Source organism: Cupriavidus sp. L7L (assembly GCF_004353535.1).
In the GTDB taxonomy this organism is placed as follows: Bacteria; Pseudomonadota; Gammaproteobacteria; order Burkholderiales; family Burkholderiaceae; genus Cupriavidus; species Cupriavidus oxalaticus_A.
Map to the genome: position 1 here is coordinate 288,995 of NZ_SMNY01000022.1, position 22,742 is coordinate 311,736.

Sequence of the window (22,742 nt, forward strand, 5' to 3'; positions counted from 1 at the left end):
GCGCCGCAAATACCCTACACTCGACTACACATGCCGCGCGCGCCCACAAAGCACGCCCGGGATCACAACACGACACGCGCATCGAGAGACCTGCCATGTCCATGGTTGCGAGCTTCGAGATCGGCTATACGCGTTATCTCGCCCCGCCGGGCGAACCCCCTTCCCCCACTTCCCCGCCCCCGCCCTTTGCCAGCGACCCTGAGGCGCTGCTGCCTCTGTACCAGGCCATGGTGCTGACGCGCCAGTTCGACCTGAAGGCGATCGCGCTGCAGCGCACCGGCAAGATCGGCACCTTCGCCTCGGCCCTCGGGCAGGAAGCCATCGGCGTCGGCGTGGCCTTTGCGATGCGGCCCGAAGACGTGCTGGTGCCCTCGTACCGCGACCACGCGGCGCAGTTTGTGCGGGGCGTCACGATGACCGAGAGCCTGCTGTACTGGGGCGGCGACGAACGCGGCAGTGGATTTGCGGCGGCGCCGCATGACTTTGCCAACTGCGTGCCGATCGGCACCCAGGTGTGCCATGCCGCGGGCGCGGCCTATGCCTTCCAGCTGCGCAACGAGCCACGGGTGGCGGTGTGCCTGCTCGGCGACGGCGGCACCTCCAAGGGCGACTTCTACGAAGGCATGAACATGGCCGGCGTGTGGCGCGCGCCGATGGTGATCGTGATCAACAACAACCAGTGGGCGATCTCGATGCCGCGCAGCGGGCAGACCGCGGCGCAGACGCTGGCGCAGAAGGCGATCGCGGCGGGCATCCCGGGGGAGCAAATCGATGGCAACGACGTGGTCGCGGTGCGGCACCGCGTGGGCGAGGCCATCGAGCGCGCCCGCACGGGCGGCGGCCCCGCGCTGATCGAGGCCATCACCTACCGGCTGGGCGACCACACCACCGCGGACGATGCCTCGCGCTACCGCGACGAGGCCAGCGTCAAGGCGCACTGGCAGGAAGAGCCGCTGCTGCGCCTGCGCACGCATCTGCTGTCGCTGAACGCATGGGACGCGGCGCGCGAAGAGGCATTGGTCAAGGACTGCTCGCAGCAGGTTGCGCAAGCGGTCGAAGCCTACCTGGCGCTGCCGCCGCCGGACGCCGCGGCGATGTTCGACTGCCTGTACGCCACCATGCCGCCGGCGCTGCAGGCGCAACTGGAGACCGCGCGGCGCTATCCCGCGCAGCACGGCTGACGCTTTCATCGTCCCCCTGGCCTTCAACGACCAAAGCGAGCGAACCATGGCGGAAATCAATCTGGTCGAAGCAGTCCACCTGGCCCTGGGCCATGCGCTGGAGAACGATCCCGACGTACTGCTGCTGGGCGAGGACATCGGCGTCAACGGCGGCGTGTTCCGCGCCACCGCGGGACTGCAGGCGCGCTTCGGCGCGGCGCGGGTCATGGATACGCCGCTGGCCGAGGGCGGCATCGTCGGCGCGGCGATCGGCATGGCGGCGATGGGACTCAGGCCCGTGGCCGAGATCCAGTTCACCGGCTTTATTTACCCCGCCATCGACCACATCATCAACCACGCCGCGCGCATGCGGCACCGCACGCGCGGGCGGCTGAGCTGCCCGCTGGTGGTGCGCTCGCCATGCGGCGCGGGCATCCACGCGCCCGAGCATCATTCGGAAAGCCCGGAAGCGATGTTCGCCCACATGCCGGGGCTGCGCGTGGTGGTGCCGTCGTCGCCCGCGCGCGCCTACGGCTTGCTGCTGGCCGCAATCGCCGATCCCGACCCCGTGATCTTCCTCGAGCCCACGCGGCTGTACCGGCTATTCCGCCAGGAGGTCGCCGACGACGGCGCGGCGCTGCCGCTCGATACCTGCTTCACGCTGCGCGAAGGCAGCGACATCACGCTGGTGACCTGGGGCGCGATGGTGCAGGAAACGCTGACCGCCGCCGACGAACTGGCCGCCGAAGGCGTGAGTGCGACCGTGATCGATGTCGCCACGCTCAAGCCGCTCGACATGCCGACCATCCTCGAAGCGGTGGCGCGCACCGGGCGCTGCGTGATCGTGCACGAGGCGCCGCGCACCGCGGGCTTCGGCGCCGAGATCGCGGCGGAACTGGCGGATGCCGGGCTGTATTCGCTGGCGGCGCCGGTGCAGCGCGTGGCCGGCTTCGATACCGTGGTGCCGCTGGCGCGGCTGGAATACACCTACCTGCCCAGCGCTGCGCGCATCGCCGACGCGGCCCGCAAGGCCATGGCCGCCTGACTGACACCAGGCAACACCGAGCGACACCAAGCCGAGGAAGCGCCGATGAGAGTCTTCAAGCTGCCCGACCTGGGCGAGGGCCTGCAAGAGGCCGAGATCGTGACCTGGCATGTCAAGGTGGGCGATGCGGTGGCTGCGGACCAGCCGCTGCTGTCGGTGGAGACCGCCAAGGCCATCGTCGAGATTCCCTCGCCCTATGCGGGCACCATCGCCCGGCTGCACGCGCAGCCGGGCGATATCGTCCACCTGGGCGCGCCGCTGGTCGGCTTCGAGGGCGCCGGCGAGGATGCCGATGCCGGCACCGTAGTCGGCTCCGTGCAGGTCGGCACGCGCGTGGCCAGCGAAGCGGCGCCGCCGGGCGCGGCCGCGCCTGCCTCCGGCATGGCCGCGCGCGTCAAGGCCACACCCGCGGTACGCGCGCTGGCGCGGCGCCTCGGCGTCGACCCGGCGATGGCCACCGCGTCGGGGCCGGAGGGCACCGTCACCGCCGCCGACGTCGAACGCATGGCCGCCACGCTGGCCGAACTCGGTGCGCCCGAGGAACTGCGCGGCGTGCGCCGCGCGATGGCGCAGAACATGGCGCGCGCGCAGAACGAGGTCGCCGCGGCCACGGTGATGGACGACGCCGATATCCACGCCTGGCAGGCGGGCGCCGACGTCACCATCCGCCTGGTGCGCGCGCTGGTGGCCGGTTGCCGTGCCGAGCCGGGCCTGAATGCCTGGTACGAGGGCCAGACCGGGCGCCGCCACGTGCTGAAGAAGATCGACGTGGGCATTGCCGCGGACCTGCCCGAAGGGCTGTTCGTGCCGGTGCTGCGCGACGTGGGCAGCCGCGACGCGGCCGACCTGCGCCGCGGGCTCGACCGCATGCGCGCGGACATCCGCGCGCGCACCATCGCGCCGGAGGAGATGCGCGGCAATACCATCACGCTGTCCAACTTCGGCATGATCGCGGGGCGCTACGCGGCGCCGATCGTGGTGCCGCCGACGGTGGCGATCCTTGGGGCGGGACGGGTGCGGGACGAGGTAGTCGCGGCCGCCGGCGTGCCGGCGGTGCATCGGGTGATGCCGCTCAGCCTGACGTTCGATCACCGCGTGGTGACGGGGGGCGAGGCGGCGCGGTTTCTGGCGGCGGTGATTGCGGACCTGGAGATGCCGGCTTAGCGGAACACCGGGGAAAGCGCCTGCAAAGGCCGCCGCCCGTCGTGAACGCCCCCCTCTCCCGCGAAGTGGGAGAAGGGTGGGGGAGAGGGGGGCAAACCAGCGGCTCGGCAAAGTTTGCGCTGTATATAATGCGAGCGATCCAGCCGGACCGCCCGACACACCCCTCATGGAAACCAAGACCGCCCGCCTCACCATCCTGATCGATCCGGTCAAGAAGAAGGCCTTCGAAACCCTGTGCGCCGCGCAGGACCTGACGCCGTCGCAGGTGGTGCGCCAGCTGATCCGCGATTACCTGGCCCAGCACGGCGTGGAATACGCCACCAAGGCACGGCCCGCCGGCAGCGGCCGGCAAAAGAAGTAGCTCAGTGCGGGGCGCCCGTGTCCTCGCGCTCCCGTTCCGCACCCTCCTCTCCCGCCAGCACGCCGCAACGCCGCACCGCCTGCGCCAGCGCATCCGCGTAGTTTTGCTGCCCCAGCGCCGCAAGCACCCCGGCCCGCTCCAGCTTTTGCCGCACGCGCGCATTGGCCTCGGCCAGCACCACGGCCACGCCGCGCCGGCGCAGCGTGCGGATCACGGCTTCCAGCGTCTGCAAGCCGGTCATGTCGATGAACGGCACCCGGCCCAGGCGGATCAGCAGCACGCGCGGCTCGGTATGGGTGTGCACCAGCGCCTGCTCGCAGGCCTCGACCGCGCCGAAGAAGAACGGGCCGTCGATGGCGTAGACCAGCACGCCCGCCGGCATCCGGGCCGCGACGGAATCGGCCGCGTCCGCTTCGGCGCTTAGCTCGCGCTCGATGCCGGTTACGTCCTGGCGCGTCACTTCCACCGACGCCGACATGCGCCGCAGGAACTGCAGCATGGCCAGGATCACGCCGATGTTGACCGCGACCACCAGGTCGGTCAGCACGGTCAGCGTAAAGGTGATCAGCAGGATCGCCACGTCGGCGCGCGGCGCCTGCCGCACCATGCGTGCGAACTGGCGCGCCTCGCTCATGTTCCACGCCACCACGAACAGGATCGCGGCCAGCGTCGCCAGCGGCACGCTCGCGGCCAGCGGCGCCAGGAACAGCAGCACCAGCACCAGCGTCAGCGCATGGGCGATGCCGGCCAGCGGGCTGCTGCCGCCGTTGCGGATATTGGTGGCGGTGCGCGCGATGGCGCCGGTGGCGGCAAACCCGCCGAACAGCGGCGCCAGGACATTGGCGATGCCCTGCCCCACCAGTTCCTGGTTGGAATCGTGCCGGGTGCCGGCCATGCCGTCGGCCACCACCGCGGACAGCAGCGATTCGATCGCGCCCAGCATGGCGATGGTGAAGGCCGGCCCTGCCAGCTCGATCACGCGCGCCAGCGAGATCTCCGGCAGCGCCGGAACCGGCAATCCGCGCGGCAGGCCGCCGAAGGCGCTGCCGATGGTGGCCACGCCGTCGAAGCGGAACAGCGCCTGCACTGCCGTGGCCACCACCAGCGCCACCAGCGGGCCGGGAACGCGGTGCAGCCAGCGCAAGCGCGGCGCGCCCAGCACCAGCAGCAGGCTCCCCAGCGCCAGCGCGGTCGTGGCCGCATGCCACTGCGGCAGCGCCTGCAGCAGGTGCCACAGCTTTTCATGGAAGTGGGTGCCGGCTACCGGCGGCAGCCCGAAGAAATCACGCCATTGCCCGACGAAGATGATCACGCCGATGCCCGCGGTAAAGCCCACGATCACCGGCGCGGGAATGTAGCGGATCACGCCGCCAAGCCGCGCCAGGCCCAGCGCCAGCAGGATCAGCCCGGCCATCAGCGTGGCAAGTTGCAGCCCGCCGATCCCATGGCGCGCCGTGATGGCGGACAGCACCACGATGAACGCGCCGGTGGGCCCGGCAATCTGCAGGCGGCTGCCGCCGAACATCGACACCGCCAGCCCGGCGACGATGGCCGTATACAGCCCTTGCTCGGGCTTGGCGCCGGATGCGATCGCAAACGCCATCGCCAGCGGCAGCGCCACCACCCCGACGATCACGCCCGACACCAGGTTGGGCAGCCAGTTGGCGCGGCGGAACAGCCCGGCCTGCCATGCTTCGCGCAGCGCGATCATGCGGAGAATCCTTGCAGTGGGTCAACGTCGGAGGGAGGGCGCAGGTGCATGGAATGATAACAACATGCTAATGCCGTGACATGCACCCAGGGACTTGCGGCTTGCGCCGGACGCGGGGCATCGCGCCATCGAGGGCCGGAGTTGGCCGGCGCTGCACGCGACCTGTCGCTATCACGGGCCAATTCCTATACTGGAGTGGCTCGTCCGGACGGTCCGGGCGGAACGGCCCGGCGGACGCGGCTATTCACTGCAATCGGAGGCCATCATGTTCAAGCACCTCCTAGTCCCCACCGACGGCTCCGCACGCGCCGAGGCGACGGTAGCCCGGGCCATGACCTTCGCCAGCCGCATCGGCGCCCGCGCGACCGGCTTGCATGTGATTCCCGAGTATCACGTATTGACGTACCGGCTGACCAGCCAGCAGGACACCAGGGACTCGTTCGCGGCCGAGGCCGCACGCCATGCCGATACCTTCCTGGCCGCCGTCACGCGTGCTGCCGGCCAGGCCGGAGTGCCGTGCGACACCGTCACCGCCACCGACGACCACCCGTGGCAGGCCATCATCCAATGCGCCGAGCAGCGCGGCTGCGACCTGATCGTGATGTCGTCGCACGGGCGGCGCGGGTTGCAGGCGTTGCTGATCGGCAGCGAAACGCAAAAAGTCCTGACGCACAGCACGATCCCGGTGCTGGTCCTGCGCTAGGCGCCATGCATCGCGCGCGTTGCGGGCCGGCACGCCGGCAACGCGCTTTTTCCACCCCATGCCAACTGCAAGGAGCGCAACCATGGCGATTCGACTGGGTGAACAAGCCCCGGACTTCACCGCAGACACCACGGAAGGCAAGCTCAGCTTCCACGAATGGATCGGCGACAGCTGGGCGATCCTGTTCTCGCACCCCAAGGACTTCACGCCGGTATGCACCACCGAACTGGGTTACATGGCGCGGCTCAAGCCCGAATTCGACAAGCGCAACACCAAGATCATCGGCCTGAGCATCGATCCCGTCAGCGACCACCAGCGCTGGGCCAAGGACATCGAGGAAACCCAGGGCGCCGCCATCAACTATCCGATGATCGGCGACGCCGACCTGACGGTGGCCAAGCTCTACGACATGATCCACCCCGAAGCCAGCGGCGCCGGGCCGCGCACGGCGGTGGACAACGCCACCATCCGCTCGGTGTTCATCATCGGCCCGGACAAGAAGGTCAAGGCGATGCTGGTGTATCCGATGACCGCGGGGCGCAATTTCGATGAAGTGCTACGGCTGCTGGACTCGCTGCAACTTAACGCCAAGCACACCGTAGCCACGCCGGTGAACTGGAAGCCGGGCGAGGATGTCATCATCCCGACATCGGTCTCGGACGAAGATGCGAAGAAGAAATACCCGCAAGGGTTCAAGACGCTGAAGCCCTACCTGCGCACGGTGGAGCAGCCCAAGTAGCGCAATCGCGGGGTCCCGGCAGCGACCGGGCCAGGCCAGGCAAGGGAGAGAGAGCGAGCAAGGGAGCGCGGCAGGGCGTGGAGGTCACGCAGGACCGCCGGCAGGCGTCCCGGGCAGTTCGGCCGGGACGCCTGACTTGTCCACAGGATCTATCCACAGCTTCAGTGGATATCTCCCCTCTTGACAACCGCCAAGGGCGCGCCGGCCTTGGCTCGTACTGGAGTGCCCGTTTTATAGGCAAACCGTAAACATACGGGAATGCTTGCAGCCTGATTGATTTTGTGCCTTGTACTGCCTAAGGCCAACCCGGTTGTGGCCCCAGGCACCTAACTCAGCGCCCGCTCAGCGCGTCAGCACCTGGCGGATGGTATCGGCCAGTTCCTTGGCGACGAACTTCGCCACGTAGGCATCCGCGCCCACCTTGCGCACATGCTCCTCGCTGGCCTCGCCAGATAGTGACGAATGAATCACCACCGGCAGCTGCTTGAGCCGGCTGTCGGCCTTGATCTTGCGGGTCAGCGTGAAACCGTCCATTTCGGGCATTTCCAGGTCTGTCAGCACCAGCGCCACTTCGTCCTGCACCGACTTGCCGTGACTGGCGGCCTCGCCGGCGATGCGGTCGAGCAGTTCCCACGCTTCCTTGCCCGACTTGGTCATCAGCACCGGTGCGCCCAGCGCCTTCAGTCCCTGCTCGATCAGGCCACGCGCCAGCGCGGAATCGTCGGCGGCAATTACCTTAAGGCCCGGGCGCAGGTTCAGCTGCGGACCCACCGAGCCCGGCTCGACGTCCGGCTGCCGCGCCGGCAGCACATCGCGCAGGATCTGCTCCACGTCCAGCACCTGCACCAGGCGCGCCTGGTCCGTGCCGGCATCCAGCTTGGCGATGCTGGTCACGTGGCCGGTGCGCACGCTGGCCTCGGCCGAGTGCACCTGGTTCCACTCCAGGCGCACGATTTCTTCCACCGCCTCGACCGCGAAGCCTTGCGTCGAACGTGCGTACTCGGTCACCAGCAGGATGCCGAGCCCGTTGCGCGGCTTGCATCCCACCAGCCTGGGCAGGTCGATCACGGGGATCACCTGCCCGCGGATATCGGCCATGCCCAGGATCGACGGGTCGGCCCCGACCACGGTCGTGACCTGCGGCATCACCAGGATCTCGCGCACCTTGAACACATTGATGCCGAACAGTTCGGACTGCCCGCTGTGCTCGGCGTCGCCCAGCCGAAACAGCAGCAGTTCGAACTGGTTGTTGTTGGTGAGGTTAGTCCGTTCGTCGATGTCCCTCATGGAACTGCTCATGCGTCGCTCCCGTGCCGTGCGTTGGATGATCTGTGGCCGCCGTGTATGCCTTGCCGTGCCGCCGCGGCGGCTGGCGGACGGCAGGTTTCTTGACTGGATATCGGCGCGGGGACTGGAGAGTTGAGGGAGATCGCCCGGGGGAGCATGTTCGGATTTCGTCGTTGGATATCCGGATTGCTTCGTTCCTCGGCGGGCGTGTCGACTACGAGTTCCTCTACTTCCGCGGCGACGCCTTCCAGTACCGGCTGCGCGCCGAGCGCCACAAGGCCGAGCTGCCTACTTCGCAACCAGCGCCAGCCACGCCCGCACCGAAGCGCACCCGCAAACCTGCCAGCAAGGGAAATCCCAACGCATGAACACCCTGACCCACGAATACGACATTGTCGTCGTCGGCGGCGGCACCGCCGGCCCGATGGCCGCGATCAAGGCCAAGGAGCGCAACCCCGCTGCGCGTGCTGTTGCTCGACAAGGCGCACGTCAAGCGCAGCGGCGCGATTTCCATGGGCATGGACGGCCTGAACAACGCCGTGATCCCCGGCCACGCCACGCCCGAGCAATACACCCGCGAGATCACCGATGCCAATGGCGCCGCCTGCGGCGTGATGGGTTTCGATGCTCCAGGTCGAGCAGCGCCTGCACCTCGCGCTGGCGCTCGCCAGCCTCGATATCGTGGGTGACAAAGACTACGGTGGTGCGCATCTGCGTCCAGACGTCGAGCAGCAGCGACTGCTGCCATCGGCGCGATTGCGCCGCGCCTGTCCGACCCCGACCCCGCCGTGCGCCGCGTGGCGGTGCTGCGACTGGCCGACCTTGAAGACGAAGCCGGCGTCCCGCTGCTGCTGCAGCGGCTGCAATCCGATCCCGCCGCGGCGGTGCGCACCGAGGCCGCGCGCACGCTGGCCAGCTGGGAGACGGATACCGTCGTGCGCGCGCTGGCTGCCGCGCTGGCCGATGTCGACCGCGAGGTGGCAGAGGCGGCAGCACTGGCACTGGCGGAACTGAAGGACGCAGACTCCGGCGCGGCCGTGCTGCCCTGGGTCACGCATCAGGATCCCTTTGTCCGCGCGTCAGCCTGGCGCGGCCTGCGCGAATTGCGCTACGCGCCGGGCTTCGCTGCCGCGATGGCGGCGCTGGCCGACGCCGCCGCGCCGGTGCGGCGCGAAGCGGTGACCGTGCTGGGCTGGCTCAGGCGCAGCGAAGCGCTGCCGGCGCTGGCGCAGGTCGCCACCAGCGATGCCGACACCGAAGTCCGGCGCGCCGCGGCCGGCGCGCTCGGCGACAGCGCGTGGCAGGTGCGCGAGGAAGCGGCGCAGACGCTCGGCAAGCTCAGATTTGCGGAAGCCGTGCGCCCGTTGATCAGAGCGCTGGAAGACGCCTACTGGCAGGTCCGCCTGCAGGCCGCGCGCGCATTGGGCAAGCTCGGGGACAGGCCTAGAGCACTCGCGCCTGCGTGCGGCGTGCCGTTGTGCTGCATGCCGGAGCAAGCCTGGGGGAGAAGCGCAGGCAGCAACCGCGCGCGTCGTCGGCATGGAGGATATGGGCTATGGCATCCAGATCGTGTTCGACGACGGGCACGATCGCGGGATCTATCCGTGGGTCTACTTGCAGACGCTATAGACCCACGCGTGCAAAGACGAAGGCACCGCCCCTGGTGAACGGTCCCCTCTCCCGCGCAGTGGGAGAGGGGAGCAAACCAGCAGCACCTGCGAGCAGTCGCTAGCCCCCCGCCAGCGCCTGCAGGATATGCACCTCATCGGTCTCCCGCAGCGGCGCATCCAGCCGCATCAACTGCGTCCGGTTAACGAAGACGCGGATATACGGCCTCAACTTTCCCTGCTCATCGACAATGCGGAACCGCATGCCCGGAAACTGCCGGTCAAGGTCGTCCAGCAGCGCGCCGATGTTCGCGCCGTGGGCTTCCACATACTCGCGCTGCCCGGTGTAGGAGAACAGCGGCGTGGCAATGCGTACTTGCATGGCTGCCCTCCGACTCAGGCCGGCCGCGCCACGCTGACGGCGTAGACCTGCGGCAGGTGGCTGGCGATGCAGCGCCAGTGCTCGCCTTCGTCAACACTCGCCCAGATCTCGCCGCCGGTGGTGCCGAAGTACACGCCCACCGGCCCGTGGCGGTCGGTGGCCATGGCCTGCCGCTTGACCGTAAACCAGCCCTGCTCTGGCGGCAGGCCGCGGTCCTGTCGCTGCCAGGTCTCGCCGCCGTCGCGGGTGACATAGGCCGCAGGGTGGCCGCCGGGACTGACGCGCGGCCAGACATCGCTGCCGTCCATCGGGAACACCCACACCGTGCGCGCATCGCGCGGATGCGCGACGATCGGGAAGCCGATGTCGCCCACCTCGGCCGGCATTGCCTCGCCGATGCGCTTCCACACGCCTTCGCGCCGGTCCATGCGATAGATGCCGCAATGGTTCTGCTGGTAGAGGATGTCGGGATTGGCCGGGTGCTGCAGCACGCAGTGCGGATCCTGGCCGTATTCCGGGTTGGGGTCGGGCAGGAAGAGGGCCAGGCTGCCTCGGTTCAGCGGTTTCCAGTCGGCCCCCGCGTCGGTGCTCTCGAACACGCCGCCGCTGGACATGCCGATATAGAGATGACGCTTGTCGCGCGGATCGACCAGCACGGAATGCATCTTGGGCCCGTCGGGGGTGCCGTCCTGCTCGCCGCCGGTCCAGTTGCGCCACATCGGGTGGTTGTTGAAGCCCGGCACGGACTCCCACGTGGCGCCATGGTCGGTGCTGCGGAACAATCCCTGCGGCGAGGTGCCGGCGTACCAGGCGCCGGGTTCGCTGGCGTGGCCGGGAGTCAGCCAGAAAACATGGTCGACCACGCGGCCGGTCTCGCCTTCAGGCGCCTTGTCGAAAGCGGGCGGGCGCGTGGCCTCGGTCCAGTTGCGTCCGCCGTCGGCGGAGCGGAATACCGTCGGGCCAAGGTGGCCGGTGCGCGCGGCCATCAGCATCCGCGACGGCTCGCGGGGGTCCTGCACGATGTGGTGGATGGTGTGGCCAAGGAAGGTGGGACCTGCCACCTGCCAGTGGCCGCGGGCGGCATCGCTGGTCAGGGTCCAGGCACCCTTGGTGGTGGCAACCAGCAGCGTGATCGGGCCGGTTTCGGGGGACGTCGTCATCATGGCTCCTGCGGGAAGGCCGTTGAACGATGCATCCGAGTCTAGTACATGTAGACAGTGTTCACAATTGAGATTGCACGAGTGCGATCGGCCCAAACAGCGCCATAGCCGCATCCAGCGAGTCGGTAGACAGCAGATAAAAGCGGATATCGGCACGTTAGCTGGACATCGGCGCACAAATATGGCATAAGCATGGTTCCCCCGAATCCGACGCACCGCGCCCCATGTCTCGCATCGTCCGCATCGCCGCATTGAACCGCCCGGCCCTGCCGGCGGCGGCGTTCGCCGTGACTTCGCAGCAACCGGGCTACGCCATTGACCACGCCGCCCACGGCGTGGTCCGCAGCGCCGTGCTTTTCCTGGCCGTGCGGGCAGCTCGGGACACTACCCTTCAGCAGACCTGAGCTTTCCCGCACGGCACATGGCGCGGATCGCCATCCGGCATCCGCTTGATCATGCAGCCAGGAGAAAGCCAGCCATGCCTCAGCTCTACCGCCAGACCCTTCTTGCCATGGTGGCGCTTGCCGCCCTTTACCTGCTCCTCGAAGCCTGAGGCGCAGCCATGGTCCCGTTTCCTTCACTAGGCCCGATGTTGGGCCCGATGCTGGCCCCGACTCCGGTCCTGACCCGTCCCCTGGCATTGCGCATCGACGTGGAACTGGCCCCGGGCGAGATCGAGCGCGAATTGGACGCGCTCCACGAGCGCATCCACCGGCCCGGCGACCGCCTGCACGACATGCCCGCGCTGCCGGCGGGCACGCCGGCGCTGCGGCTGCGCTACCGCGAAGCCGACGGCGAGTACTACGTGTATGTGGAAGACCTGATGCAGCGGCGCCTGGCCGGCTATACCGTGTTCAACCGGCTGATCGAGGTGGGCCGGCGCGCCGACCCATGGGTGCGTGCGCCGCATACGAAGTTTGCCCCCGCTTATCAGCGCCGCGGCCTGGCCAGGGCGCTGTACCGCTGGGCGCTGGACGGCGGGCTGTGCCTGCTGAGCGGCGCCCGCCAGTCGGCAGGCGCGCACGCGCTATGGCAGGTGCTGGCCGCGGATTACGCCGGCGGCTATGTCGACCTGCGCCAGAAGACACTGACATGGCAGGGCGAGACGGTCAGCCCGCAGCAATGCGATGGCCTTCACACGCGCCGGCTGCTGCTGGGCCGCGGCTGGACCCTGCAGCAATTCATGGCACGTACCGGCATGTACTGAGCGCGGGCCGCGCCACGGAAGCGTCTTTACAGGTGCATCAGCGGCGCGACTGCGCGGGCGTTGTCGAGATAGAGCGTCCAGCCGCGGGCGAAGTAGTCGCGAACACGAGCCGACAGCGAGCGGCCGCTGCCCATGCGGGCGTAATCATCGGTCTCGCGCGCCGGTTCGGCGGCAACACGGGCATTGGACCTGGCCTCGGGCCTGGCTTGGCGGGGTTGGCGATAAAGCGTATCAGCGAGCACTTGCATGGCAATATTTCCTTTTCCGGATCGGAGAAATGTTCAGTGCCTCGCAATGCATATCTGACCGGGTTTTGGCCAGCCGCGCGAGGCAGCTCAGGGTTATCCCTAGTATAGCGAAGTACCTCGTTCGGCATCCGGGTCATTACCTATAGGCCGTATATGGCTGGCGTGATAATTCCCTGCGCCCAAAGCGCCACCTGGCGGAAGCCTCGGCCTCAAAGATAATCATTCGCCACACTCGGTATTCCGCACCGCGCATGCCGTGCATTCCGCTGCGGTTATGACGAGTCCCTCGCACTCACCTAGCCTTCAGCCTTGCCCAGATCAAGCCCGCACTAGAAGGCAACGACAAGCCGGCACACCGATAACAGCGGGTTGGCGAGGCCCTCCAGGCCTGCAGCCCAAAACAGCCAGAACCACGTGAGACAAGCCTGACGACGCGCCGTACGACGGACGTTGCAGCGCCCTGCAAGGAGACAGTTCATCATGATCGAGCAGCCCTATCCGTCGTCAGCGACGGAAGCCGATGCGGCACGCCCCAACGTCCCCGAGGTCCGGAACCGGCTCGACGCCTATTTCGAGATCACCGCGCGCGGCAGCACCCAGCGCAAGGAAGTGGTGGCGGGCATCACCACCTTCATGGCAATGGTCTACGCGGTCTTCGTCGTGCCCGGCATGCTGGGCAAGGCCGGCTTCGACACCAGCGCGGTCTTTGTCGCGGTGTGCCTGACCACCGCCTTCGGCTCGCTGCTGATGGGCCTGTGGGCCAAGCTGCCGATCGCGATCGGCTGCGCCATTTCCTTGACCGCGTTCATGGCCTTCGGCCTGGTGCTCGGCCAGGGCCTGTCGCCGGCGGTCGCGCTCGGCGCAGTGTTCCTGATGGGCCTGATCTTCACCGCGATCTCGGTGACCGGGGTGCGTTCCTGGATCCTGCGCAACCTGCCGGCAGGCGTCGCGCATGGCACGGGCATCGGCATCGGCCTGTTCCTGCTGCTGATCGCTTCCAATGAAGTCGGCCTGGTGGTCAAGAACACCCACGCCGGCCTGCCGGTGGCGCTGGGCAAGATTACCTCCTTCCCGGTGGTGATGTCGGTGCTCGGCCTGGCCGCGATCTTCGGCCTCGAGCGGCGCAAGGTGCCGGGCGGCATCCTGCTGGTGATCATCGCGATCTCGGCGCTGGGCCTCATCTTCGATCCGGCGGTGAAGTTCACCGGCGTGTTCGCACTGCCGTCGCTGAGCGCACCGGGCCATGCTTCGCTGATCGGCGCCATGGACCTGCGCGGCGCGCTGACCGCTGCGGTGCTGCCAAGCGTACTGGCGCTGGTGATGACCGCCGTCTTCGACGCCACCGGCACCATCCGCGCCGTCGCCGGGCAAGCCGGGCAGCTCAACGCCGCCGGCCATATCCACAACGGCGGCCGCGCGCTGACGGCGGACTCGGTCAGCTCGATCTTCTCCGGCTTCTTTGGCGGCGCACCGGCCGCGGCCTATATCGAATCGACCGTCGGCGTGGCCGCGGGCGCCAAGACCGGCCTGACCGCCGTGGTGGTGGGCCTGCTGTTCGTGGCGGTGATGTTCTTCTCGCCGCTGGCGGCACTGGTGCCGTCGTACGCCACGGCGCCGGCGCTGATGTACGTCGGCCTGCTGATGCTGTCCAGCGTCAGCCGCCTGCATATGGATGACCTGGTCGATGCGCTGGCCGGCCTGGTCTGCGCGGTGTTTATCGTGCTGACCTGCAATATCGTCACCGGCATCATGCTGGGCTTCTGCACCCTGGTGGTCGGCCGCGTGATCGCCGGCGAATGGCGCAAGCTCAATGTCGGCACCGTCGCCATCGCAGTGGTACTGGCTGCCTTCTATGCCGGCGGCTGGGCGATCTGATCCTGCTTGATACATCCCGCATCCCGGGCAACTGGCCCGGGCTGTCTACGACAAGTTGTCTCCTCCACCGCGATCCAGGTGGATTTCAAGCCCGGGCTTCCTGCTTTCCCGGGCTGTTTTTTTTGGTGCGCGCCTTACTGCGCGCCCTGCATTGCCGCCGTATCCATGTACACCAGTTCCCAGACATGGCCATCCAGATCCTGGAAGCCATGCCCGTACATAAATCCCAGGTCCATCGGCGGCTTGTAGGTATTGCCGCCCGCGGTCACCGCGGCATTCACCATTTCATCCACGCGCGCTCGGCTTTCCATCGACAGGCACACCAGCACTTCGGTGAATTTGCGCGCATCGCAGATGTCATTCGGTGAAAAGCTGCGGAATTTGACTTCGGTCAGCAGCATCACGAAAATGTTCTCGCCAACGATCATGCAGGTGGCGGTGTCATCGGTAAATTGCGGATTGAAGGTAAAGCCAAGACTGGTAAAGAACGCGATCGACTCTTGCAGGTCGCGTACTGGCAAATTGACAAAGATCTGCTGGTTCATGACGTCTCCGGAAAGCGTTGTACAACGCAGAGAACCAGTCTAGGTGCAAAATCCGGCAGCGCCAGCTTTTTCCTTTCCCGGAAATTGGAGCGGCGGCATTGCCATTCGCCGCACTAGGAGCACCGCAATGGCGCGCATCGGTGCGCTGTAAAAGAGTGAGGCTGTGCGCAAACACAATCAATCCGTGCAATCCCCGTTATTTTTTGTAAAATTTTTATGTCTACCGACACCTGAGGTTCTAGTAACATGCAGCGGCTTAATTGCAGAAAGGGGAAATGAATGGCGACATACAAGCAACTCCTGGCAGAGAAAGAAGCGCTGGAAGCCAAGCTGAATGAAGTGCGTGCGACGGAAGTCGCCGATGTGATCGACAAAATCCGCGAACTGATGACCGAATATGGCCTGACCGCGGAAGACATCATGCCCCGGCGCAGGCGCGGCCGCCCCGCGGGTTCCGCCGGCAAGGCGGCCGCCTCGGGTTCGACGCTGCCCCCCAAGTACATGGATCCCAAGACCGGCAAGACCTGGTCCGGCCGCGGCCGCGCCCCGGCATGGCTGGGCAAGCGCCCCGAGCGCTTCCTGATCGAGCAGTAATCCCGTCTGTCGGCCAGGCGGGGGCCTGCCCGGCGCGCTATCGTTCCGGCGCCGCCCAGGGCGCCGTCACAGCGCCTGGCACACATACTCCTTGCGCAGCGCGCGGAAGCCCTTCTGCGTCGGTTCCGCCGTCAGGCGCGCGCCGCCGGCTTCCAGCGGCTGCATCCGCAATACCTGCGCCGAGCACTGGCTCGCGCTCTCGTCACGCTGATACCGGATTTCATAGAGGCCGCCCGGCGCGGGCACGAACGACACCCCGGCCGCGCAGCGCTGCTCCGGCAACGGCGGCTCGGCGATGGACGTCACGGCCACGTAGATGCGCCGGCCTGCCTCGACCAGCCGTTCGCGCGTGCGTTCCGGCGGCTCGGGCGAGCGCCCCGGCAGGCCCAGTTCGCGATCCCGTCCCATTGCCGACAACTGCTTGCCCGTGCCGGCCAGGATCAGCGGCCGTGCCGGCACCGGGCACCTGGCCGGGTCGACCACCGCGAAAGAGGTGATTTCTTCGGTATTGGTCAGCAGCCGCACGCTGGCCGTGGGGGCGCCCGATGGCACCCGGTATTGCGCCACGCAGCCGCATAGTGCCGCGGTGGCGGCCAATGTGGCGAGGCAGGTCAGGCGGGAGGGGACTGCGGACGACCGGTCATGGCGCATGGCGGCAGGCAGTTTGGCATCGCGGTTACGCCAGCCGGGCGATCGCTGGCAGCGGGAAAGCGGCAACATCGGTGGAGATAGGCCACGAACCATGCGCGATACCGGCATGCACGGCATCCGGCGGTGACACCGTCGCGGCTTGCGCAGTGTTGCCCTGCTCCCAAAACCGTGCAGCATACCGGTTTCCGGCAGATTGCGGCAGCCGCACAAACCCATGTTGAAAACCCCGGCGTGATATCCACAGAATCTGTGGATATCCTGCCTTCACCCTCCCCGGAAGCCTTGGTCTGTGCGGCAACGCACCGGACCGCACAAATTTTAGGCAACGCGCTGCATCGATCGCGCATCGACCCTCGTCAGCGCGTCGAAGCCTCCCCCGGTGTTGCGCCCCCTTGCCCAGCCCGCCGGTTGCGCTGCCTTGACCACACATCCTCCCCCCGCGTGCCCTTGAAGGCGCCGCCACCACCGCGTAATCTCAGTCTTACCGGGGGCTAGCACAGGTGCCTTGCGCCAATTTGCCAGCCAATAACAATGCCACTACAAGAGCCAATCCAGGCCAGGCCGTTTCCTCGCGACCTGCTGCACGCGCTGCGTGAAGGCGGTTACGATGTGTCGGCGCTCGTGCCTGCTCCTGAATCCGATCCCGAGTCTTCTTCCACCCCGTACACGCCCGAGGCCGGGCCCCAGCAGGCGAGCCACCTGCTGTGCGCGGTCTACCAGGCCACCGGCGATCCCGCCATCGGCCTGTGGCTGGGCAGCCGCATGCAGCCCGACCTGCTCGGCCTGGCAGGCATGCCGGCCATGGCGGGCCCGTCGTTGGGCACAGCGCTGCGGCGTATTGCGCGCTACCAGAAGCTGATGATGGGCGACCGCATCGAACTGCGCCGGCAGGGCGAAGAGGCCTGGGTCTGTATCCGCCCGAGCGAGCCGGAGGCGCCTGACACCCGCCCCCGCATCGACATGGAGTTGTGCTCGCTGCTGGCCTTCGGGCGCCAGTTCACGCGCAAGCCGCTGCATCCGCTGCGGGTCTCGCTGCGCATCGGCCAGCCCGACTGGCACCTGCGCTATACCGAAGCCTTCGATTGCCCGGTGCGCTTTGGCGAACCGGAAGACGCGATCGTGTTCGGCCGGCGCGACCTGTCGCTGCGCCTGGTCGCGCGCGCCCACAGCCGTCCGGCTGCGCCCGCCGCCATGCGCGACGCGCAGCGCGCGGCGGCATCGCTCGACGACGTGCGAGCCGCCCTGCACCAGCTGGCCGGCGAGCGCGCGCTGAGCCTGGCCGCGGTGGCGCGCCACCTCGACATCAGCGAACGCACGCTGCAGCGCCGGCTGATGGCGGCAGGCACGGGCTTCCGCGCGTTGTGCGAAGATGTGCGTCGCGAACTGGCCGGCCGATACCTGACCGAGGGCAATATGTCGCTGGGAGAAATCGCTTTCCGGCTCGGCTTTGACGATGCCAATTCGTTCTTCCGCGCCTTCCGCCGCTGGACCGGCATGACACCGGGCGACTACCGGCGCTCGGCGGCGCACCCGCAGGGTTAGGGCAAGCGGCCCGATTCCCCCTCCCCGGCCGGCTTCATGCGCCGGCCGGCGCTCCCCACGGCGGATTCTCGCCGTACTCCTGCGCGAGGGAGGTCGAATGCAGCGCGATGCCGAAGCCGGCCAGCGCCGCGTCCGCCAGCAGCTCGCCGGTATTGGCCTCGATGCGCCCACGCACCCGCACCGCGATTTCCCCGCCCTGGCCGTCGCCCAGTCTCCAGACGTCCTGCCGGCCCTGGCTGCCCACCAGCACCAGGCAATCGTGCCGGGCCAGGTCATGCGGCGTGCGCGGCGTGCCGCCCGGGATGCCGCTACAGGCATTCTTCCACGGTACCGCAGCAGCCTGTCAGGCAATACTCGGGAACCAGAGTATTCGCATCACTCAACCCGGCTTGCCGTCCACCCGTGGGCGCGCAAGCCGCGGCGCATAGGTCAGTGCATATAGACCAAACCCCGCCACCCAGCACGCCCCCGCGCCCCAGATCCAGTGCAGGTAGCCGGCCGGCCATGCCATCGGACCGAACACGCGCAATACCGCGGCCATGGCAATCAGCCAGTACGCCACCGTTTCGGTGCGGCCGGCCACCAGCATGCGCCCGGTATGGCCCAGAGCGGTGCGCGTGATCATGGCGATGATGGCCACGCCGAGCACGCCCACCGTGAACGCATGGGTCGCCAGCCCGGCCATCACCAGCCCCAGCGCGCCCAGTGCCTGCAGCAGCAAAGCTAGCGGCAGCCACGCATAGGCGAGATGCAGCACCCACAGCAGTGGCCGGTTGCCCACCGCATAGCCGCGCCATCCCGCCACGCGCACCGCCAGCACGCCGGCAGCGAGCAGCGACAGCGCCGCGGCCAGCCATGCCGGCAAGGGCAGCAGTCCCGAGGCCAGCCCCAGCACCGTTGCCGGGATCACCATCCGATCGACCTGCTGGTACTGCCGCAGACGGAAACCGGGAATCGCGTTGGTGGTAAACATCGGGATCACGCGGCCGCCGATCACCACCACGAACAGCGTCACCAGCGCCACGCCGGCGCGACAGGCATGCAGCGCCGCGACGTCGTGCCCGCCGGCCTGCATCCACAATGCAGCGATATTGGCCACGGCGAGCAGCCACAGCGCCAGTGCGAGCGGGTAGTTGCGCCGGTTGCCGGCCCTGGCCAGGGTGCGCGTGAACGCCAGCGCCGCCTGCGGCAGGAATGCGCCTTCGATGGCGAAGGCAACGGTGCCCGGCGCGATCCACATGCCAACGCGTCCCGCCAGCCACAACAGGAACAGCAGGGCCAGCGCGGCACCGGTCGGCGTGGGCTGACCGGTCCAGGCGCGTCCCGCGGTGAACAGGAAACCCACCACGATCGCCGCGGCAAAGCCGAACACCATCTCGTGCGCGTGCCAGAACATCCCTGGCAGCACCGGCGCCGGCCCGACCGACTGCATGCCCGCGAGCATTGCCGACCATGCCGCGATCGCCAGCGCGCCAAAGGCCGCGCCGCCCAGGTAGAACGGCCGGAACCCCAGCGCGAACAAGGCGAAGCCACGCGGCGGCGGCCCGGCAGGTTTTTTGCCGGAAGGCGAAGGCCGGGAAGGAAGGATCGGGATGGTTTCCATGGCGGGCGGAAGGGTCCGTATATCTGGTGAATCCGGCAGTGCCGGGGCGGCAGGCGTCAGATTCTTGATCTGGCTTGCCGCAAGCACGCAAACGGGTGCCATGCGTGCTGCGATCACGATAGCACCAGCGCCGCGCCACCAACCTCCGCCGGTGGAACTACCTCCAACGACAGATCGCTCCATGTGGCGTGCTGTGCTGCCGGCGAATAGGCAGCACCAGTGGCCGCCCCTACTCTGGCATCACCCCCGCCAAAGTTGACACAGGAGCATGGCCATGGCCACCCAAACACGCGCGCCGGAACCCGTTCCAGCCGGCGCGGCACTCACGCTGGCGTCCAGTACTTTCGCCTTCACCATCTGCTTTGCCGTCTGGATGCTGTTCGCCGTCCTGGGCATCCCGCTCAAGCAGGAACTCGGTCTCAACGACACTGAATTCGGCCTGCTGGCCGCCACGCCGGTGCTGAGCGGCTCGCTGATCCGCGTGCCGCTGGGCATCTGGACCGACCGCTTCGGCGGCCGCATCGTCTTCTTCGTGCTGATGCTGGCCACGGTGGTCCCGATCTGGCTGATCTCCTACGCGCACAGCCTGTGGCAACTGCTGGTGCTGGGCCTGTTCGTCGGCCTGGCGGGCGGGTCGTTCTCGGTCGGCACGCCCTACGTGGCGCGCTGGTTCCCGCGCTCGCGCCAGGGCCTGGCGATGGGCATCTTCGGCGCCGGCAACTCGGGCGCGGCACTGACCAAGTTCGTCGCGCCGGCGATGATCCTGGCGGCCGGCACCTGGACCATCGTGCCGCGCGTCTATTCGGTGGCGATGCTCGTCACCGCGCTGCTGTTCTGGGTGTTCTCGCGCAGCAACCCGGCGCACATGGTCAAGTCCAGCGTGGGCTGGCGCGAGCAGCTGGCGGTGATGCGCGACCCGCGCGTGTGGCGCTATTCGCAGTACTACTCGGTGGTGTTCGGCGGCTATGTCGGCCTGTCGCTGTGGATGACCAAGTACTACATCGGCGAATACGGCTTCGACATCAAGACCGCCGCCTTCCTGGCCGCCTGCTTCTCGCTGCCGGGCGGCGTGCTGCGCGCCATCGGCGGCTGGATCTCCGACCGCTACGGCGCACACCGCACCACCTGGTGGGTGATGTGGGTGAGCTGGGTCGGCTTCTTCCTGCTCAGCTATCCGCAGACCGACTTCATCATCCAGACCACCGGCGGCCCGCAGGGCTTCCGCATCGCGCTGACGCCCACGGTATTCACCTTCCTGCTGTTCGTGGTCGGCATCGCCTTCGCCATCGGCAAGGCCTCGGTATTCAAGTTCATCTCCAACGATTTCACGCACAACATCGGCGCGGTCTCCGGCGTGGTCGGCCTGGCCGGCGGCCTGGGCGGCTTCATCCTGCCGATCCTGTTCGGCATGCTGGCCGACCTGACCGGCATCCGCAGCAGCTGCTTCATGCTGATGTACGGCACGGTGTGCGTGAGCCTGGTGTGGATGCACTACAGCCACCGCGCTGAACGCCAGCGCAAGGCACAGGCTGTCGGCCTGACACAGGCGGCCTGATTGCTCACCTCACAAGCGCGCCTCCGCGCTCTCTCAACCAAGGCATACCAATCATGACCTCATCCGTACTCACCCGCTGGGAGCCCGAGAACGTGGCGTTCTGGCAAAGCGAGGGCGAGCGCATCGCCTATCGCAACCTGTGGATCTCGATCCCCGCGCTGATGCTGGCGTTCGTGGTCTGGATGCTATGGAGCGTGGTCGCGGTCAACCTCGACCGCGCCGGCTTCCAGTTCACCAAGAACCAGCTGTTCTGGCTGACCGCGCTGCCGGCGCTGTCGGGCGCCACGCTGCGCATCTTCTATTCCTTCCTGGTGCCGGTGTTCGGCGGGCGCCGCTTCACCGCGATCTCCACCGCGCTGCTGCTGGTCCCGGCGCTGGGCATGGGCTTCGCGCTGCGCGACCCGTCCACCGGCTATCCCACGCTGCTGGTACTGGCGCTTCTGTGCGGGCTGGGCGGTGCCAACTTCAGCTCGTCGATGGCCAATATCAGCTTCTTCTTCCCCAAGGCGAAGAAAGGCCTGGCTACCGGGCTGAATGCCGGCATCGGCAACCTGGGCGTGTCGGTGGTGCAGTTCGTCACGCCACTGGTGGTGTCGCTGGCGGTGTTCGGTGCGCTCGGCGGCGAGCCGCAGCAATTCCAGGCCAACGGCGCCACGCAGGACCTGTGGCTGCAGAACGCGGGCTTTATCTGGGTGCCGTTCATCGTGGTGTCGGCGCTGGCCGCGTGGTTCGGCATGCATGACATCGCCGATGCCAAGGCGTCGTTCGCCGAGCAGGCCGTGATCTTCAAGCGCAAGCACAACTGGCTGATGTGCTGGCTGTACGTGGGCACCTTCGGCTCGTTCATCGGCTTCTCGGCCGGGCTGGCGCTCTTGACCAAGTCGCAGTTCCCGGGCGTGAACCCCACCGCCTATGCCTTCCTCGGGCCCCTGGTCGGCGCGCTGACGCGTCCCGTGGGCGGCTGGATCTCCGACAAGCTCGGCGGTGCGCGCGTCACGCTGTGGACCTTCATCGGCATGATCGTGGCGGTGTTCGCCGTGCTGGCGGCGCTGCCGCATGACGGCGCCGGCGGCAACTTCACGTACTTCCTCGCGGCCTTCATCGCGCTGTTCGCGCTGACCGGCATCGGCAATGGTTCGACCTTCCGCATGATCCCGGTGATCTTCCTGACCGAGCGCCAGCGCGCCGCGAAGGGCAAGGGCGACGCCGCGCAGCGCCAGGCGCTGCAGGACGCCGGCAAGGAATCCGCAGCGGTGCTGGGCTTTTCCGGCGCGATCGGTGCGTACGGCGGCTTCTTCATCCCAAAGAGCTTCGGCACCTCGCTGGAACTGACCGGTGCCCCCGACACCGCGCTGTACTGCTTCATCGCCTTCTATGTCAGCTGCGTGCTGGTGGCCTGGTGGTACTACGCGCGCCGCAACGCGCCCATGCCCTGCTGACCGCCTTGCCGGCCGGACTAGTTCTTCGGAACTAGTCCCGCGGCTGGCACCTCCCCCGATCGCCATGCGGCGGCTGTTCCACCAGCGAATTGGCTGCCGCGCCGCTCCCCCATAAGCTCAAGGTGTCCCTGCAAACGCTCCGGCAAGCCCCGGAGCCCCGCAGA

Annotated in this window: 23 protein-coding genes and 5 pseudogenes; 18 read left to right on the forward strand and 10 right to left on the reverse strand. The window is 67.8% G+C overall.

The window, feature by feature from the left end; genetic code table 11:
* The first annotated feature begins 95 nt into the window (after window positions 1-95).
* The 4 genes from pdhA to E1J61_RS20795 all read left to right on the forward strand — a co-directional run bounded on the left by pdhA (window position 96) and on the right by E1J61_RS20795 (window position 3,730).
* On the forward strand, window positions 96-1,181 hold the full coding sequence (gene pdhA, locus E1J61_RS20780) for a pyruvate dehydrogenase (acetyl-transferring) E1 component subunit alpha (protein WP_133095894.1): 1,086 nt from the start codon (window positions 96-98) through the stop codon (window positions 1,179-1,181).
* A 46-nt stretch (window positions 1,182-1,227) separates the two neighbouring features.
* Window positions 1,228-2,205 (forward strand): alpha-ketoacid dehydrogenase subunit beta, encoded by a 978-nt coding sequence (locus E1J61_RS20785; RefSeq protein ID WP_133095895.1) that lies wholly within the window; start codon window positions 1,228-1,230, stop codon window positions 2,203-2,205.
* A 45-nt stretch (window positions 2,206-2,250) separates the two neighbouring features.
* The gene (locus E1J61_RS20790; protein ID WP_133095896.1) at window positions 2,251-3,369 is read left to right on the forward strand and encodes a dihydrolipoamide acetyltransferase family protein; all 1,119 of its coding nucleotides are present in this window, start codon (window positions 2,251-2,253) and stop codon (window positions 3,367-3,369) included.
* Between the two features lie 166 nt (window positions 3,370-3,535).
* Window positions 3,536-3,730: a CopG family transcriptional regulator gene (locus tag E1J61_RS20795; RefSeq protein ID WP_063237357.1), complete on the forward strand. Its 195-nt coding sequence runs from the start codon at window positions 3,536-3,538 to the stop codon at window positions 3,728-3,730.
* A 1-nt stretch (window position 3,731) separates the two neighbouring features.
* Here E1J61_RS20795 and E1J61_RS20800 read toward each other — a convergent pair whose 3' ends face one another.
* Window positions 3,732-5,441, reverse strand: coding sequence for a SulP family inorganic anion transporter (locus E1J61_RS20800; RefSeq protein WP_133095897.1), 1,710 nt, complete (start codon window positions 5,439-5,441; stop codon window positions 3,732-3,734).
* 265 nt (window positions 5,442-5,706) lie between these two features.
* Here E1J61_RS20800 and E1J61_RS20805 point away from each other — a divergent pair, with 265 nt between their 5' ends.
* Window positions 5,707-6,144 (forward strand): universal stress protein, encoded by a 438-nt coding sequence (locus E1J61_RS20805; protein WP_133095898.1) that lies wholly within the window; start codon window positions 5,707-5,709, stop codon window positions 6,142-6,144.
* 82 nt (window positions 6,145-6,226) lie between these two features.
* Window positions 6,227-6,883 (forward strand): peroxiredoxin, encoded by a 657-nt coding sequence (locus E1J61_RS20810; RefSeq protein ID WP_133095899.1) that lies wholly within the window; start codon window positions 6,227-6,229, stop codon window positions 6,881-6,883.
* A 342-nt stretch (window positions 6,884-7,225) separates the two neighbouring features.
* Here the strand turns inward: E1J61_RS20810 and E1J61_RS20815 are convergent, their stop codons facing one another.
* Entirely contained in the window at window positions 7,226-8,182 is a 957-nt protein-coding gene (locus E1J61_RS20815; protein ID WP_133095900.1) for a chemotaxis protein, read from the reverse strand.
* 188 nt (window positions 8,183-8,370) lie between these two features.
* Between E1J61_RS20815 and E1J61_RS37855 the strand changes: the two are divergent.
* Together E1J61_RS37855 and E1J61_RS20825 are read left to right on the forward strand one after the other, a co-directional pair.
* A pseudogene (locus E1J61_RS37855) lies at window positions 8,371-8,538 on the forward strand (GntR family transcriptional regulator); the annotation flags it as partial.
* A pseudogene (locus E1J61_RS20825) lies at window positions 8,535-8,766 on the forward strand (FAD-binding protein); the annotation flags it as partial. The pseudogenes E1J61_RS37855 and E1J61_RS20825, both read left to right, overlap by 4 nt.
* A 76-nt stretch (window positions 8,767-8,842) precedes the next feature.
* On the opposite strand, the pseudogene E1J61_RS38340 reads toward E1J61_RS20825, so the two are convergent.
* A pseudogene (locus tag E1J61_RS38340) lies at window positions 8,843-8,932 on the reverse strand (ABC transporter ATP-binding protein); the annotation flags it as partial.
* Between the two features lie 26 nt (window positions 8,933-8,958).
* On the opposite strand from E1J61_RS38340, the pseudogene E1J61_RS20835 reads away from it, so the two are divergent.
* Window positions 8,959-9,603: pseudogene (locus tag E1J61_RS20835) on the forward strand (HEAT repeat domain-containing protein); the annotation flags it as partial.
* A 25-nt stretch (window positions 9,604-9,628) separates the two neighbouring features.
* Complete coding sequence (locus E1J61_RS20840) at window positions 9,629-9,799, forward strand: gamma-butyrobetaine hydroxylase-like domain-containing protein (RefSeq protein ID WP_133096039.1); 171 nt, start codon at window positions 9,629-9,631, stop codon at window positions 9,797-9,799.
* 99 nt (window positions 9,800-9,898) lie between these two features.
* On the opposite strand, the gene E1J61_RS20845 is transcribed toward E1J61_RS20840, so the two are convergent.
* Entirely contained in the window at window positions 9,899-10,159 is a 261-nt protein-coding gene (locus tag E1J61_RS20845) for a MoaD/ThiS family protein (protein WP_063237368.1), read from the reverse strand.
* Window positions 10,160-10,173: 14 nt separating this feature from the next.
* Window positions 10,174-11,322 carry a glycosyl hydrolase gene (locus E1J61_RS20850; RefSeq protein ID WP_240745838.1) on the reverse strand — a complete coding sequence of 383 codons (1,149 nt, stop codon included), beginning with the start codon at window positions 11,320-11,322 and terminating at the stop codon, window positions 10,174-10,176.
* 221 nt (window positions 11,323-11,543) lie between these two features.
* Here E1J61_RS20850 and E1J61_RS20855 point away from each other — a divergent pair, with 221 nt between their 5' ends.
* The 3 genes from E1J61_RS20855 to E1J61_RS20860 are packed head-to-tail and all read left to right on the forward strand — an operon-like array spanning window position 11,544 to window position 12,526.
* The gene (locus E1J61_RS20855; protein ID WP_133095901.1) at window positions 11,544-11,723 is read left to right on the forward strand and encodes a glycosyl hydrolase; all 180 of its coding nucleotides are present in this window, start codon (window positions 11,544-11,546) and stop codon (window positions 11,721-11,723) included.
* A gap of 17 nt (window positions 11,724-11,740) precedes the next feature.
* On the forward strand, window positions 11,741-11,872 hold the full coding sequence (locus E1J61_RS38660) for a hypothetical protein (protein WP_255519863.1): 132 nt from the start codon (window positions 11,741-11,743) through the stop codon (window positions 11,870-11,872).
* A gap of 36 nt (window positions 11,873-11,908) precedes the next feature.
* Window positions 11,909-12,526 carry an N-acetyltransferase gene (locus tag E1J61_RS20860; protein ID WP_133096041.1) on the forward strand — a complete coding sequence of 206 codons (618 nt, stop codon included), beginning with the start codon at window positions 11,909-11,911 and terminating at the stop codon, window positions 12,524-12,526.
* A gap of 26 nt (window positions 12,527-12,552) precedes the next feature.
* On the opposite strand, the gene E1J61_RS20865 is transcribed toward E1J61_RS20860, so the two are convergent.
* A complete protein-coding gene (locus tag E1J61_RS20865) occupies window positions 12,553-12,774 on the reverse strand; it encodes a hypothetical protein (protein WP_133095902.1) in 222 nt (73 codons plus the stop codon).
* A gap of 480 nt (window positions 12,775-13,254) precedes the next feature.
* Here E1J61_RS20865 and E1J61_RS20870 point away from each other — a divergent pair, with 480 nt between their 5' ends.
* Entirely contained in the window at window positions 13,255-14,649 is a 1,395-nt protein-coding gene (locus tag E1J61_RS20870) for an NCS2 family permease (RefSeq protein WP_133095903.1), read from the forward strand.
* Window positions 14,650-14,783: 134 nt separating this feature from the next.
* On the opposite strand, the gene E1J61_RS20875 is transcribed toward E1J61_RS20870, so the two are convergent.
* On the reverse strand, window positions 14,784-15,194 hold the full coding sequence (locus E1J61_RS20875; protein WP_133095904.1) for a VOC family protein: 411 nt from the start codon (window positions 15,192-15,194) through the stop codon (window positions 14,784-14,786).
* 279 nt (window positions 15,195-15,473) lie between these two features.
* Here E1J61_RS20875 and E1J61_RS20880 point away from each other — a divergent pair, with 279 nt between their 5' ends.
* The gene (locus tag E1J61_RS20880; RefSeq protein ID WP_133095905.1) at window positions 15,474-15,788 is read left to right on the forward strand and encodes an H-NS histone family protein; all 315 of its coding nucleotides are present in this window, start codon (window positions 15,474-15,476) and stop codon (window positions 15,786-15,788) included.
* Between the two features lie 66 nt (window positions 15,789-15,854).
* Here E1J61_RS20880 and E1J61_RS20885 read toward each other — a convergent pair whose 3' ends face one another.
* Window positions 15,855-16,439, reverse strand: a complete 585-nt coding sequence (locus tag E1J61_RS20885; RefSeq protein ID WP_133095906.1) for a hypothetical protein — start codon at window positions 16,437-16,439, stop codon at window positions 15,855-15,857.
* Between the two features lie 531 nt (window positions 16,440-16,970).
* On the opposite strand from E1J61_RS20885, the gene E1J61_RS20895 reads away from it, so the two are divergent.
* Window positions 16,971-17,981, forward strand: a complete 1,011-nt coding sequence (locus E1J61_RS20895; protein WP_133095907.1) for an AraC family transcriptional regulator — start codon at window positions 16,971-16,973, stop codon at window positions 17,979-17,981.
* Between the two features lie 34 nt (window positions 17,982-18,015).
* On the opposite strand, the pseudogene E1J61_RS20900 reads toward E1J61_RS20895, so the two are convergent.
* Window positions 18,016-18,276 (reverse strand): annotated as a pseudogene (locus tag E1J61_RS20900) (LysR substrate-binding domain-containing protein); the annotation flags it as partial.
* An 84-nt stretch (window positions 18,277-18,360) separates the two neighbouring features.
* Entirely contained in the window at window positions 18,361-19,584 is a 1,224-nt protein-coding gene (locus E1J61_RS20905; RefSeq protein ID WP_133095908.1) for an NnrS family protein, read from the reverse strand.
* Window positions 19,585-19,858: 274 nt separating this feature from the next.
* Between E1J61_RS20905 and E1J61_RS20910 the strand changes: the two genes are divergently transcribed.
* Together E1J61_RS20910 and E1J61_RS20915 are read left to right on the forward strand one after the other, a co-directional pair.
* Entirely contained in the window at window positions 19,859-21,139 is a 1,281-nt protein-coding gene (locus E1J61_RS20910) for a nitrate/nitrite transporter (RefSeq protein WP_133095909.1), read from the forward strand.
* Window positions 21,140-21,192: 53 nt separating this feature from the next.
* Window positions 21,193-22,578, forward strand: coding sequence for a NarK family nitrate/nitrite MFS transporter (locus tag E1J61_RS20915; RefSeq protein ID WP_133095910.1), 1,386 nt, complete (start codon window positions 21,193-21,195; stop codon window positions 22,576-22,578).
* Window positions 22,579-22,742 lie beyond the last annotated feature (164 nt).